Here is a 14,110-nt window from a genome sequence, read left to right as displayed (position 1 = left end):
TCCTTTATAATTATCATACTGGAACTGAGAAAAATAATGTAATGAAAGGCTAATTAATAATAAAATAAAGTAAATATCACTGAAAGAAGGTGTTAGGATGAAAGATATTTTAAACCAGTTAAAGTTTATTTCCCATACAATCGAGCAAATGTTTCAACATGTTGACGTAAAAATAGTACAAGAGTATCCAGTCGCAGGAAAAATGAGCGTATGGGAAGTATGTATACATCTTTCTCAAATTCCTAAAGCAGATTTACTCATCCAAAAAAGCTATACAAAGCAACAAATGGCAACATACTACAAAACGAACATGCCTATTAATGTAGAAGATGCAAAAATTCAATTTATCACTGGGATTGAAGAACTGGTCTCCTTTTTTGAAGAGCTTCCGCAAGATCAATGGTCAAAAAGATTTACTACATACTGGGGCAGTGAATATAGTAGGCTGGAATGGTTAATCCAAATTGTAACCCACTTAGTCCATCATCGGGCCCAGCTATATCAATATTTATTATTGCTGGATCAAGATATAGAAGTGGTTTTATTTCGCTGAAAAATGGGAATCCTAATAACAATGAAGGAGGAGACCCAATGGCAAAATATGATGAATTGAAAATCACGCTATTAAGACGTTTAGATGAAGCTGAACATAGTATAGATAATGACGAAGAATTTGAAACAACGGAGTTATCCAATTATGACAATCATCCAGCCGACAATGCAACGGACTTGACGGATAAACACACTCGATTGGCTTTGCGAAGACATTATGAAGATGAGATAGCAGATATAAAAGAAGCACTAACCGCTATGGATGAAGGTACATATGGCATATGTGCCGAGTGTGGAAAAGAAATCCCGTTAGAGAGGTTGAAAGCTGTTCCTACAGCAACAACCTGTGTAGAGCATGCTCAACAGGAAGTAAATGAGGAAATTCGACCACTGGAAGAGTCTCTTTTAAATGCTTCAACCGATCATCCAGTGGATAATGATCCTAGAATTAGGGATTATGAAAACAGCTTTGAGATTTTAGAAGAAGTCGGCTCTTCAGATACTCCATCTGATAAGCAATAAAGGTCAACCTCAGTACATTTAGGTACTGGGGTTTTTCTTTACTGGCTGATACACTTGGAGAAAGGAGGAATTCAAATGACTGCTATTATATTGTTTGATGGGGAATGCAATTTCTGTGATGCAAGTGTTCAGTTTATCATCGCAAGAGATCCGAAAGGTTATTTCCGCTTTGCGGCATTACAAAGTGATATAGGAGAAAAATTAAAAATAGACCATCAAATACCCAAAAAGTTGGATAGTATTATAGTAATTGAGGATAATACAGTATATGATTCCTCCGACGCGGCACTTGTAATTTGTAAACAATTAAATGGGGGATGGAAAGGTTTCTATCTGTTCAAAATAATTCCTAAGCCCCTTAGGGATAGTATGTACAAAGTAATCGCAAAAAATAGATATAAATGGTTTGGGAAAAAGGATAACTGTAGGATACCTACCCCAGACATACGAAACCGATTTCTGTAACATATGAATAATGTATGATAGGCTATAGTTGAGAATCATTTTCATTCTCTAATAAGTAGTGAGGTGAGGCAGTCATGGATGGAGAATTATACGATGTAATTATTATTGGCGGTGGGCCAACAGGATTATTTGCTTCTTTTTATGCAGGGCTACGAGATTTAAAAGTGAAAATTATTGATAGCTTGCCACAACTCGGCGGTCAATTAATGGAGCTTTATCCAGATAAATATATATATGACGTTGGAGGACTTCCCAAAATTTTAGCTAAAGATCTAGTGGCGAATTTAGAAGAGCAGGCAGCTTATAGCAACCCGACAATCTGTTTGGAAGAAACGGCACTTGCGCTTGAAAAACTACCGAATTATTTTGCATTAACAACGGATAAAACCGTGCATTTTTCGAAAACAATATTGCTTACTTCTGGTATTGGCTCTTTCCAACCGCGAAAGCTAAGCGTTCCTGGTGCTAGCGAGTATGAAGGGAAAAATCTTCATTATAAAGTGAAAGATATTAATGATTTCAAAGACAAAGACGTTTTAGTATTAGGAGGGGGAGATTCCGCCCTCGACTGGTCCTTAATGCTAGAGAAAGTTGCTTCAAACGTAACCATTTGTCATCGCAAAGAGCAATTCACAGCACATGAAATGACGGTCCAACAGCTTCAAAATTCAACAGTACAAGTAAAAACACCTTTCGGGATAAAAGAATTAGTTGGAGATGACGAAAATATTTCGGAAGTGATTATTGTGGCAAAAGATAAAACAGAACAACGAATTCCAGTAGATCATGTGATTGTGAACTACGGGAACGTAGCATCACTCGGACCTCTGAAAAACTGGGGGCTAGATATGCAAAAAAACTCAGTTGTCGTAAATGAGAAAATGGAAACGAATGTACAAGGCATCTACGCTGCAGGTGATGTTTGTACACATAACGGCAAAGTAAAACTCATTGCAGTCGGTTTTGGAGAAGTCCCGATAGCCGTCAGCCATATTAAAGCATTCATCGATCCAAAATCGAGAGTACAACCACTTCACAGTACAAGTATATTTGAAGAAGCAAAATAAACCACTAACAATTTTAAGTAAATGGCTAATGAAAATCAATTGAAGCATGAAAGCAACCAAAAAACACAAAGAGAAAATTCTCTTTGTGTTTTATATTGACGCTTATCTAAAAAATGCTTTATCGATATTGTATTTTGCTTTTAGTGTATTGATCGCATAAGTTTCATAAATTTCACGATCCATTGCTTCATCCACAATACATACGCTAATTTTGTATACTTCTTCCCGATGTTTAATCATCGGAGAGACATTGTCTTCAAAATGCTTTTTGATACGCTGTCTAATCTTACGTGCTTTACCGACGAATAAAAGTTCATCATTTTTGTTGTAAAACATAAAGATGCCACCTTTATCACGAGGGATTTGGTGAAAGTCGATAAATCCATAAATTGATGGGATTTCTAATTCACCTTCTTTGCGTACTTGTTCACGCTGGGTGATAGTAACAGTAGGTTTTGGTAATTCGATTTTAATCAATTTGCTCACGTCCTCTTATTGTCTGTCCTTTAGTCTACCATAATCGGTAAGTAATATCTATTAGGAAAGAAATTGGTTGAAAGCAGGATTCCACGTTTCATATATCGAAATATATCTTATAACATATTTGGAGGTAATTCTATGATAAGAACAATACAAGACTTTTTAACAAATTGGAAACATGAAAGTGATGCTACCCTTAAAATATTTAATACACTCACCGATGAATCTTTAAACCAAAAAGTATATGAAGAAGGAAGGACGCTAGGAAAGCTTGCATGGCACCTCGTTGGTACTATTGAAGAAATGATTGGTAAAACAGGCCTTCAATTTAGTTCTACTCCGCACGATGCACCTCAACCAAAGATAGCAAAAGAAATTGCGGAGGCTTACAAAAAATCTAGTGATGCGATGGTTCAAGCAATAAAAGAGCAGTGGACAGATGAAACACTTTTAGAGGAAAAGGATATGTATGGAGAGGTATGGACCGTAGCAACCGTTTTACAAATTCTATTGTTTCATCAAGCTCATCATAGAGGGCAGATAACTGTATTAATGCGTCAAGCAGGCCTTACGGTTCCGGGAATGTATGGACCGTCAAAAGAGGAATGGTTAGCTTTTTCAGGAGAAGCACCTGAATAATTATTCATTGACCAATTAATGTTATGCATGTATTTTTATATAAAAGTGTGTGAATTGTAATGGAGGAAAACTACATGAGCAAAATTCGAATCGGTATTATCGGATACGGAAATTTAGGTCGCGGTGTTCAACTTGCGATAAAGCAAAACCCAGATATGGAGTTAGTCGCAGTCTTTACAAGAAGAGATCCATCTACTATTCAAGTAAATGATACCTCGGTTGGTGTGTATTTAATAGAAGAGGCAATAAACTTTAGGGATAAAATTGACGTCATGATTTTATGCGGTGGATCTGCGAAAGATTTACCAGATCAAACGCCACAAATTGCGCAGGTTTTCCACACGGTGGATAGCTTTGATACACATGCGTTAATTCCAGAGTTTTTTGATAAAGTAGATAAAGTGGCGAAGTCTTCTAATAAAATTAGCGTTATTTCAGTTGGCTGGGATCCAGGTTTATTTTCGTTAAATCGCTTGCTTGGAGAAGTTGTACTTCCTAAAGGAAGCACATATACATTTTGGGGAGATGGATTAAGCCAAGGGCACTCGGATGCTGTACGTCGAATCGAAGGAGTAAAAAATGCGGTCCAATATACATTGCCAGTGAAAGAAGCAGTGGAACGAGTTCGTACTGGGGAGCATCCAGAGCTTTCGACACGTGAAAAACATACGAGAGAATGCTTTGTTGTGTTGGAGGAAGGTAGCAATAAGGAAGTAGTGGAGCAGCAAATCGTCAACATGCCAAACTATTTTACAGATTATGATACAACAGTACATTTTATATCGGAAGAAGAATTAGAACAAAATCATAGTGGAATGCCCCATGGTGGATTTGTTATTCGAAGCGGTGAAAGTGGTCAACAAGAAAAACAATTAATGGAGTTCTCCTTAAAACTAGAAAGCAATCCTAACTTTACTTCGAGTGTTCTAGTGGCATACGCAAGAGCCGCTTTCCGGTTAGGTCAAGCTGGTCAAAACGGAGCAAAAACTGCTTTTGATATACCGTTTGGACTGCTATCACCGAAATTGCCTGAACAACTTCGAGCAGAATTACTATAAAAAATTTAACCGGATCTCTTCAAGAAGAGACCGGTTTTTTGGGGGAAAACGAGATGAAAGTATATGATTTACATTGTGACGTACTGTACAAACTTGCAAAAGCGGAGTCACCATTATCTTTTGAGGACTCTCCATTATTACAAGCAAATAAAAAAAGATTAGAAGAGGGCAAGGTAGCTCTACAAGTATTTGCGGTGTTTGTTTCAGAAGGGTTTCCAAAAGAGAAACAATTTTTAGAGGCAGTTCGCCAAATAGAATTTTTTCATACAGAAATAGTCGGAAAACATGAAAATGTGGTAGCCATTTATAAGTGGAACCAGATAGAAACATTGAAAGAGGGTCAAATCGGCGCAGTTCTGTCCCTCGAAGGTTTGGATATGATTGATGGAGATATAGAAAAACTAAAATTATTACTGTCTCATGGAGTAAAATTGGTAGGACCCACATGGAATGGTGCGAATGCCGTAGCAGATGGTTCTTCAGAAGAGTCAGGTACTGGACTAACCTCATTTGGTGAGGAAGTAATGGAGTTATTAAACGAACAGAATATTATTATCGACGTGTCCCATTTAAGTGAAAAATCGTTTTGGGACGTGTTGCAGAAAGCAAAGTGGCTGATGGCAAGTCATTCCAATGCAAAAACTATTTGTAATTCAGCAAGAAATTTAACCGATGATCAACTAAGAGCATTAATCGCAAGAAATTCCCCTATCCATGTCGTTTATTATCCACATTTTATTAACAATTCCAAAAATTCTGTTGATATATTAGATTTAATCAAGCATATCAATCATATAGCTTCTCTTGGGGGGCAGCATCTGATAGGATTGGGTTCAGATTTTGATGGGATCAATGAATTCGTAATTGGGCTAGAAGATGCTTCAAAAACACAAAATTTAGTGGAATGTTTATTGGAAAATTATACGACGGAAGAGGTGGAGGAAATCACATCGCAAAACTTTGGGCGATTTGTGAGCGGGATTAGTAAGGAGGAATAAAACAATTGGGTGCTTTACCAGATTGGTTTTTTGGAGTTGCTATTGCTGTAGTTATTTGTTTTATCCTTTTAGCGGAATGGTGGACGCGAAGAGGGTAAAGAGTATGCTATACTAGATAAAATGAGATAAGAAAAGAAAGAGGAATCACATGCTAACATTTGAAGAAAAAGAAGCAATTATTCAAGAATTTTCAGAGCTAACTCGAAAAGAAGTTTCTTTAAAAAGAGTGAATTACCATTATGAAGCTAGTTTATATGAAAAGACAACAGTCGTTTACCATCTTCATCCAAATGGTAATGGTTTTGTCTATGTAGGAGATCTTCCGCAATACGAAGAGGCAAACGATAAAGGACTGCTGAATATTCGCGAAGCTTCCGCGGATGAGTTAAGAAAAATGATTAAAGAATCGATTGCTTATTTAGCGACAGAGGAAGAAGAATTATTTGATGAAGAAGTAGAAGAAGAGTGGAAAAATAAAGAAGACTCTAAACTAACTTTGTTACAAGAAGATACTCTTTGGAATATTTATCATGGATATAACCTAGAGGAAAGTTTTGGTTCGTATGAAGAAGCAACAACCTATCTTTTAGAGGAAGGCTTCTTAAAAAGCAGCTTCTAAGTAAGGAGGACTTCATGTGAAGGGGAAATATACGGTTTTAGTCATTATAGGGATCGTAGTAATTGCTATAGGGGCTACATTTTATTTTATAATGCAGTTTTTCGAGAATAATCCAACACAGCCTCAGCCAACTGGTTATATGACAGGCATAATTGTAGACATAGATGAGAATGGAAGAGCTCTAGTAGTAAGTGGCTTATCCGTAGAGGAGGCGAAAAGCCTTACTGTTCAAGACATTTTGGAATCTAGCAAGGAAGCTGCATGGTTTTCGTTGACGATGGATCAACGCAACCAAATAAAGCTTTACGATGAAGTAAAAATAGGATACGAAAGGCTGAATGAGTCTTATCCAGCACAAGGTTCAGCAAAAACGTTAGAAATGTTAAATGAATAGTTACTAAGCAAAAAAAAGCTGTACGATTATTATCGAGCAGCTTTTTTTTATTCGCTGTGTAAGAAATAACTTTTAATAGTTTCTTATAAAGGGACAAGTTGTATAGTTTTCGAAAGCATGGTATTCTTTTGCAATAATGCTGATATTTATAGAAAGAAAGTAGGAATTTTATGTCGAAGGATCAACGAAGGAAATTATTCGTATTAATGATAAATATGTTCATCGCAATAGGTAGTTTTGGAATTATAATTCCTATCTTGCCTGCGTATTTAAAGTCGATTGGTCAAGGGGGAACGGCGGCAGGACTTATGATTGCGATATTTGCGGGAGCACAACTTATCATGTCTCCAATTGCCGGGAAGTGGGCAGATAAATACGGAAGAAGAATTATGATTATTGCAGGCTTAAGCGGGCTAGCTTTATCTATGTTTGTATTTTATTTTTCTGATTCAGTAGGTGTTTTATATGTCTCTCGTGTAATAGGTGGTATAGGTGCGGCATTATTAGTACCCGCTATTTTTGCTTATGTGGCAGATATTACGACAATGGAGCAACGAGCAAAAGGAAATAGTTTTATATCTGCCTCGATGTCGCTTGGAATTGTTGTCGGACCTGGTATTGGCGGTTTCTTAGCAGATTTTGGTTTGAAGATGCCACTTTTAATTTCTGCAATTGTAGGTGTGATAGCAGTTATCTTTTCTCTATTTGTTTTAAAGGAAAGCAAGCCGGAAAATAGCGAAATTGTTGAAAATAAATCAGAGCCAATGGTAAAAGAAATTGTACAATCGTTCAAGAAACCATATTTTATCCCACTTGTGATTACTTTAGTAATGAGTTTTGGACTAATGGCATATGAATCAGTTCTTGGACTGTTCGTGGACAATGAGTTCGGGGCTTCCCCACAAGATATAGCTTGGATGGTAACAGCTACTGGGATTGTCAGTGTAATAGTTCAACTGGCTGCAGTGGATTGGGTTGTACGTCGCTTTGGTGAAAAAAATGTATTGAAAATATTTTTAGGTGTAGCAGCTTTCGGATTTCTTCTTTCGATTATCATATCTAGTTATACATTTTTCTTCGTTATCACGATGATTATTTTCCTTTCTACTTCTATTTTACGTCCCGTACTTACGACGCTAATATCGAAGCTAGCGGGTCAAGAACAGGGTTTTGCTATGGGAATGAATAATGCGTATATGAGTATAGGAAATGTATTGGGCCCCTTACTTGCGGGGTTACTTTATGACATCCACATCATATATCCGTTCGTTTTAGGATTAATCGTCCTAGTCCTTACAATGATTGGAGCTATTATGTGGAAGGGTACAAAGAAAGTAATAATATAAAAAGAGCTGCTCCGTATATTTAATTGCGGTGCAGCTTTTTATTCATTTCACTACAATCCATATGGTGAGTATTTATAAGGAATGAAACTACAAGGAAATAGCAAGTATCTTATTCCTTTCTTCCTTGTCATTGAATTGTGCTAATTTTTCGATTGTTGAGCTGGTCCTTTAAAAAACAGAAAAGATATAATAAATGAAAGGGGGAATATGAATGGTTTACCGTAAAACACGCAAAGCCAATTTGGCGATAGCTTTTCTTCTTCTCGTTCTTACAACAAACTTTCTTCTGTATCAACCTGGGATACAAAACTCTTTAGCTCTCCGATTAACAAACGGAGCAGTAATAGGATCACTTATTGATTTAACGATTGTCGCCCCATTACTAGTTTATGCTGCATTTAAAATTTCCATTAAACAGACAATAGCTCTGATGGTTTCAGGCTTAGTTTTAGCAAGGATTCTTGTACCAGTTGAATTATATGCACCTTATAAGGAAGTACTTTATGTAGGTCTCTCTGCCGAGGGAATACTCATACTTGCAGAACTAGCACTAATTTTTGTAGTGATTCGAAAAGCTTCTGCAATACGAACTCACATGATAGAAAAGAACGAAGCCCCAATTTACGGGCTACTTCCTGCAGTGGAAAAATTTGCGACCAAAAATATATTTATTCGCATTTTAATGGCGGAGTTTTTAATGTGTTATTATGCATTTTTTACGTGGAAAAAGAAAATACCCGAACACAGCGGTGTAGTGACAATGCATAAAAAAACGAGTGCAATTGCGATGAATATTATGCTCATACATGCAATAGTTATTGAAACAATCGGGCTCCACTGGTGGCTCCACGAAAAGTCATTGATTTTATCATTCATTCTACTTATTTTAAATATATACACAGTCTTCTTCTTTGTGGCGGAAATTCAAATTACAAGACTACATCCCTTAGAAATAAAAAATGGAAATATATATATTACGCAGGGGTTAACTGCCCGTATTATTGTACCGCTTTCTAAAATTAAAGAAGTCGAGTGGGTAAATATATACCCTAGTAAGGATACATTGCAATTTATGTATAAAGACTTTGAAAAAGTAGAGCCGCAAGTGATTATCCATCTTTATGAACCAATAGAAGCAACAATGTTCATGGGAAAGAAAAAATATGTCACAGAATTTGCTTTACGTGTAGATGAGCCTCAAAATTTGAAACAGCTTCTTTCAAAGTAGTATAATCCTATTCATTTGACCTAAAAAAAGATTCAAGTTATGATTATCTTGAATTCGAGGTATATGAAAGGGAGTTTTAACATGAAACATGTTTTTTATAAAGGGGAAGATTTAACACGTCCTACATTATTGCTTTTACACGGTACAGGTGGAAATGAGCATGATTTAGTTCCTCTGGGGAAAGAAATTGATGGAAAAGCAAATATATTAAGTGTTCGAGGGAACATATCTGAAAATGGAATGCCTCGCTTTTTCAAACGCTTGGCAGCAGGAGTATTCGATATAGAGGATCTAATCTTCCAAACAGAGGAATTGAAAAAGTTCGTCGATGAAGCAGCAGAAAACTACCAGTTCGATCGTAATAATGTCATAGCTATTGGTTATTCTAATGGTGCCAATATAGCAGCTAATCTTTTATTCCAATATGAGCATGTTTTAAAAGGAGCTATTTTACATCATCCAATGGTTCCAAGACGGGGAGTAGAGATTCCATCATTTCCTAAATCTCCTGTATTCATTGGTGCAGGAAAAAATGATCAAATGTGCCCTGTAACTGAATCAGAGGAGTTACATGATTTACTAGCACAAGCTGGAGCAGAAGTTGAGCTATATTGGCATTCATATGGCCATCAGTTAACGCAAGACGAAGTACAGGCTGCAAAAGCGTGGTATAACAAGAACTTTTGATACGAGTAAAAGGATGGAATTCACTGATTATCCCAGTTGAGTCCATCCTTTTTTAAGATAATAAAGTATATAATTTCCTGCGATGAAAAAACGATTCTATCATACGGTTGATTTCCGGTCCAGGCGATCGCTAATGCAATCAACATCCTAGTGCCATTTACTAGCTTTATAAGGCCCTTTTCTAAAAGGCAACCACCAATTCCATTTACCAAACAGCTTCATCAAGCTTGGGACTAGTAAAAGACGGATAATCGATGCGTCAATAGCAACGGCAATCGCTATGCCAATTCCAATTTGCTTCACAGGCATCACATCAGTAAAGGCAAAAGCACCTGTAATGACAATCATAATAAGCGCTGCAGAAGTAATAATCTTACTAGTAGAAGTGAGCCCATCTATAGTAGCTGCTGTATTATTCAAGCTTTTCGAATATTCCTCTTGAATGCGGGAGATCAAAAATACTTCATAGTCCATGCTCAATCCAAACACCAGACTAAACACAATTACCGGAATGATTAAGGCTATCGTTGTTTTCTCTATACCAAAATGACCGTATTGAAATATATAAACAAGGATTCCAAATGTCGATGAGAGACCAATGACATTCATAATAATAGCCTTTAACGGAATTAATATAGAACGAAAAGCGATCATCAAGATAATAAAGGTAGATCCTAAAATAATTGCAAGGAGTACTCCTACTTTATTGAAGATTTCATCAAAGATTTCTTGATTGAACTTCGGTTGTCCTCCTAGTATTATATCGACACCTAAATCCTTTTTGGACCATGCCCGCACCCAATCTTGAGCTTCATCAGAAGATCCATTTAAGTCGAGAGTGATGGGGATTAGCAACTTTTCCTCTTGTACAAAAGAGTTTAACAAAGGAGATAACCGGGCGTTTACTTCTGGAACTTGCATGCTTTGCTCCCACTGTTCAATGGTCGAAATCTGACTTGAAGTAAAAATGGTTTGGACAGCTTCCACATTTTTATCGGCTAGCAATTCATCTTCTATTTTTTTCATTTCTGTTAAACCATCTGTATTATCCCATCCACCGTTTCGCTTTGCGATCATATAGACAGTTGATTTCTCTCCTAACCCAAATTCTTTATCCATTAACTCGTAGGCTTGACGAGAATCATAAGATAGTGGCAATGAATCCACTTGGGGAATCGTTAGTTTCATATCTTTTACTGGAATAATTCCAATTCCTAATATAATGAGCGCAACTATGATTAACGTAACTGGGCGTTTCATTACAAATGCTGCAAAGTTACGCCATCTAGTTGAAGCACCTGGTTTTACTCGAATAATTGTCCATTTATTAATACGGTCTTTCATTACTAACAAAATGGACGGTAATAGTGTGATAGATGCCAAAACTGCCATAAAGACAACGAGCATTCCACCAAGAGCTAGGTTTTGGAATATTTCCACTTTCATGACTAGCATAGCCCCTAAACCGATGAATACACAAACTGCGGAGAATATTATAGAACGACCGGCTGTTTGTATGGATATTTGTACTGCATCCGTTATAGATTGTTTTAATCGTTCTTCTTTATACCGATTAATAAGTAATAGGGCAAAATCGATACTTAGCGCAAGTCCCAGCATTGGAATAATATTCAACACGAAAATAGACAAATTCATCGTTTCGCTGAATAAGGTCATGACTCCGAAAGCTGATACTACTGTTACAATACCGACAATAAGTGGAACAAAAGCTGCCACTACACTACCAAAAGCAAGTAGTAAAACAATAATTGCAATAGGCAATCCAATCGCTTCCGCACTTGCTAAATCTTTTTGACTTGCTGCATTAATATCTTTGTTAATCGCAGCACCCCCTGTTAGGGTAACTCCCTTTTCATCATTAATGGAGACACGAATTGTATCGACAGCTTTAGACATATCACTTGTATCGCTACTGAAATGGAGCATTGCATAAGCAACATGATCTTTATAAAGTGAAGAGTCATCTAAAGGTGATTGGATTGTCTCGGCTATTTGTAGACTTTCAATTTCAGAAAGGGTGTTCTTGATTGTTTCATTTGTTGTATTATCGAAAACTAGAAACAATGTCTCTGCTGGAAGATCGAATGTATTAGTCAATTCCTCCATTACTTGTTGATGTTCTCCGTCTGTACTAAAACCGTCTCCTTCCAATAATCCCGGTAAACGAGTAGCAAGACAAGCTAGAACGATAAATAGAACTGTCCATGAAATCAGTATAACTTTGTAGTAACGTGTTACTATATTTGATAATGAATGCACATAAATTCCTCCTAACACTACAAACCTTTCTTTATTGTAATGGAAAGCAGATAGTATATACTAATAAAATGAAGGATGAGAGGGAGGAAGATAAGTTGAAAATTACACCACCCAAATTACCCAGCTTTTTACCAGAGTTAAATGTAAATGAAGCACTTTTAGAAGATTATTATGTATCAGAAGGAGTCGTGTCATTTTTAGAACTGGAAGAAGAGCAAGAAGATAAAATAATATTTGACCAAATCCACTTTCAAAATGTTTCTATGGAGGGTATTCGATTTCATCAAGTAGAATTTGTCGATTGTCTATTTGAAAAATGTGATCTGTCTAATGTGGACTTTGGGGATGCGGTTTTTCACCGTGTAGAGATTAAGAACTCCAAGCTGTTAGGAACAAATATCTCCCAAGGAAGATTAACAGAAGTAAAAATAGAGGATTCCATTGCGAATTATTTGAGCATGAGTTTTTCCAAATTAAAGAAGGTGATGTTCAAACAAACCTCTTTAAACCGAGCGGATTTTATCGAAGCAGCGTTTGATAAAGTGGTTTTTGAGAAATGTGAATTAGATGGTGCAAATTTCACCGAAACAAATTTAAATGGAGTCGATTTAAGTACAAATACATACGAGCAACTCACTGTTTCAATGGAAAAACTCGATAATTGTACTGTTTCTACAGAGCAAGCAATCGGCTTTGCAAAATCACTTGGATTACTTATAAAAGATTAAAATAAAAAAACCTCGCCATTTACTGGGCGAGGTTTTTTGTTAGAAGATTAAGTTAAGCACTTGATAAATGACGGCAGAAAGAGCCGCAGAGATCGGTAAAGTAATAATCCATGTTATAACAATCTTTTTGGCAACGCCCCAATGTACACTTTTCACACGTTGCGCAGCTCCAACTCCCATAATAGCAGAAGAAATAACATGCGTAGTTGAAACCGGTAAATGGATAGTTGTTGCTCCAAAAATAATCATTGCAGAAGATAAGTCTGCCGCCGCACCATTAATAGGGCGGATTTTCATGATTTTACCACCAACTGTTTTAATAATCTTATAACCCCCAATGGAAGTACCTAATCCCATTGCGGTTGCAGCAGCAATACGAACCCAAAGTTGAATGTCGTCTGAAGTTTGTAATTCTGCTGCAATCAAAGCCATCGTAATAATCCCCATGGCCTTTTGTGCATCATTTGTCCCGTGTGTGAAGGATTGAAGTGCAGCAGTACCAATTTGAAATATACGAAAGCCTTTGTTTGTCCCATATAAGCTTTTACTTTTAAAAAGTATTTTAAATAAAGACATCATTAAAAACCCAACGGCTAGTGCTAAAAACGGAGATATGAGCAATGCTTCAATAATTTTGGTGAAGCCACCGTAATTTAAAACAGCTAGTCCGGCTGCAGAAATTGCAGCTCCCGCTATGGAGCCGATCAAAGCGTGCGATGAACTAGAAGGAATACCGAAATACCAAGTAACTAAGTTCCAAATAATAGCTGAAAGCAAAGCAGCTAAAATAATAAGGGAACCATTTTGCAAGGCAAAAGGGTCAACAATATCTTTTGTAATTGTTTTAGCAACCCCAGTAAACGTTAATGCCCCGACAAAGTTCATTGCTGCCGCCATTAGGATAGCCACTCTTGGCTTTAATGCTCTGGTTGAAACAGATGTAGCAATTGCGTTAGCTGTATCATGAAAACCATTGATAAAGTCAAAAGCTAAAGCGAAAAATACTACTAGAATTGTAAGAAAAAGAATAGAATCCATAAGTAAAAA

16 protein-coding genes are annotated in these 14,110 nt (G+C 36.7%); 13 read left to right on the top strand and 3 right to left on the bottom strand.

From position 1 onward, the window contains the following. Positions 1-97 precede the first annotated feature (97 nt). From FS486_RS07385 to FS486_RS07370, 4 genes are all read left to right on the top strand, one after another. Positions 98-553: a DinB family protein gene (locus tag FS486_RS07385; protein ID WP_144510696.1), complete on the top strand. Its 456-nt coding sequence runs from the start codon at positions 98-100 to the stop codon at positions 551-553. Between the two features lie 38 nt (positions 554-591). Then, the gene (locus tag FS486_RS07380) at positions 592-1,074 is read left to right on the top strand and encodes a TraR/DksA C4-type zinc finger protein (protein ID WP_144510695.1); all 483 of its coding nucleotides are present in this window, start codon (positions 592-594) and stop codon (positions 1,072-1,074) included. Positions 1,075-1,149: 75 nt separating this feature from the next. Further along, positions 1,150-1,539, top strand: a complete 390-nt coding sequence (locus tag FS486_RS07375) for a thiol-disulfide oxidoreductase DCC family protein (RefSeq protein WP_144510694.1) — start codon at positions 1,150-1,152, stop codon at positions 1,537-1,539. Between the two features lie 74 nt (positions 1,540-1,613). After that, the gene (locus FS486_RS07370; RefSeq protein WP_144510693.1) at positions 1,614-2,606 is read left to right on the top strand and encodes an NAD(P)/FAD-dependent oxidoreductase; all 993 of its coding nucleotides are present in this window, start codon (positions 1,614-1,616) and stop codon (positions 2,604-2,606) included. Positions 2,607-2,708: 102 nt separating this feature from the next. Here the strand turns inward: FS486_RS07370 and FS486_RS07365 are convergent, their stop codons facing one another. Next, entirely contained in the window at positions 2,709-3,083 is a 375-nt protein-coding gene (locus tag FS486_RS07365; RefSeq protein WP_144510692.1) for a nucleotide excision repair endonuclease, read from the bottom strand. Between the two features lie 141 nt (positions 3,084-3,224). Here FS486_RS07365 and FS486_RS07360 point away from each other — a divergent pair, with 141 nt between their 5' ends. The 8 genes from FS486_RS07360 (at position 3,225) to FS486_RS07325 (ending at position 10,055) form a co-directional block, all read left to right on the top strand. Next, positions 3,225-3,725: a DinB family protein gene (locus FS486_RS07360; protein WP_144510691.1), complete on the top strand. Its 501-nt coding sequence runs from the start codon at positions 3,225-3,227 to the stop codon at positions 3,723-3,725. Positions 3,726-3,799: 74 nt separating this feature from the next. Further along, a complete protein-coding gene (locus tag FS486_RS07355; protein WP_144510690.1) occupies positions 3,800-4,783 on the top strand; it encodes a diaminopimelate dehydrogenase in 984 nt (327 codons plus the stop codon). A 53-nt stretch (positions 4,784-4,836) separates the two neighbouring features. Continuing rightward, positions 4,837-5,781 carry a dipeptidase gene (locus FS486_RS07350; RefSeq protein ID WP_144510689.1) on the top strand — a complete coding sequence of 315 codons (945 nt, stop codon included), beginning with the start codon at positions 4,837-4,839 and terminating at the stop codon, positions 5,779-5,781. Between the two features lie 148 nt (positions 5,782-5,929). After that, entirely contained in the window at positions 5,930-6,400 is a 471-nt protein-coding gene (locus FS486_RS07345; protein ID WP_144510688.1) for a hypothetical protein, read from the top strand. A 16-nt stretch (positions 6,401-6,416) separates the two neighbouring features. Beyond that, the gene (locus FS486_RS07340; RefSeq protein WP_144510687.1) at positions 6,417-6,794 is read left to right on the top strand and encodes a DUF3221 domain-containing protein; all 378 of its coding nucleotides are present in this window, start codon (positions 6,417-6,419) and stop codon (positions 6,792-6,794) included. Between the two features lie 170 nt (positions 6,795-6,964). Then, the gene (locus FS486_RS07335) at positions 6,965-8,140 is read left to right on the top strand and encodes an MFS transporter (protein WP_144510686.1); all 1,176 of its coding nucleotides are present in this window, start codon (positions 6,965-6,967) and stop codon (positions 8,138-8,140) included. Between the two features lie 211 nt (positions 8,141-8,351). After that, entirely contained in the window at positions 8,352-9,368 is a 1,017-nt protein-coding gene (locus tag FS486_RS07330; RefSeq protein WP_144510685.1) for a beta-carotene 15,15'-monooxygenase, read from the top strand. A gap of 81 nt (positions 9,369-9,449) precedes the next feature. Then, positions 9,450-10,055 (top strand): alpha/beta hydrolase, encoded by a 606-nt coding sequence (locus FS486_RS07325; RefSeq protein ID WP_144510684.1) that lies wholly within the window; start codon positions 9,450-9,452, stop codon positions 10,053-10,055. A 147-nt stretch (positions 10,056-10,202) separates the two neighbouring features. Here the strand turns inward: FS486_RS07325 and FS486_RS07320 are convergent, their stop codons facing one another. Then, positions 10,203-12,335 (bottom strand): MMPL family transporter, encoded by a 2,133-nt coding sequence (locus FS486_RS07320; RefSeq protein ID WP_144510683.1) that lies wholly within the window; start codon positions 12,333-12,335, stop codon positions 10,203-10,205. 95 nt (positions 12,336-12,430) lie between these two features. On the opposite strand from FS486_RS07320, the gene FS486_RS07315 reads away from it, so the two are divergent. Next, entirely contained in the window at positions 12,431-13,063 is a 633-nt protein-coding gene (locus FS486_RS07315; protein WP_144510682.1) for a pentapeptide repeat-containing protein, read from the top strand. A 39-nt stretch (positions 13,064-13,102) separates the two neighbouring features. Here the strand turns inward: FS486_RS07315 and FS486_RS07310 are convergent, their stop codons facing one another. After that, the gene (locus FS486_RS07310) at positions 13,103-14,101 is read right to left on the bottom strand and encodes an inorganic phosphate transporter (protein WP_144510681.1); all 999 of its coding nucleotides are present in this window, start codon (positions 14,099-14,101) and stop codon (positions 13,103-13,105) included. Positions 14,102-14,110 lie beyond the last annotated feature (9 nt).

Source organism: Bacillus sp. FJAT-22090 (genome assembly GCF_007676755.1).
Lineage (GTDB): Bacteria > Bacillota > Bacilli > Bacillales_A > Planococcaceae > Psychrobacillus.
The sequence above is the reverse complement of the archived record's forward strand: the minus strand, read 5'-3'. Positions and strand labels throughout refer to the sequence as shown.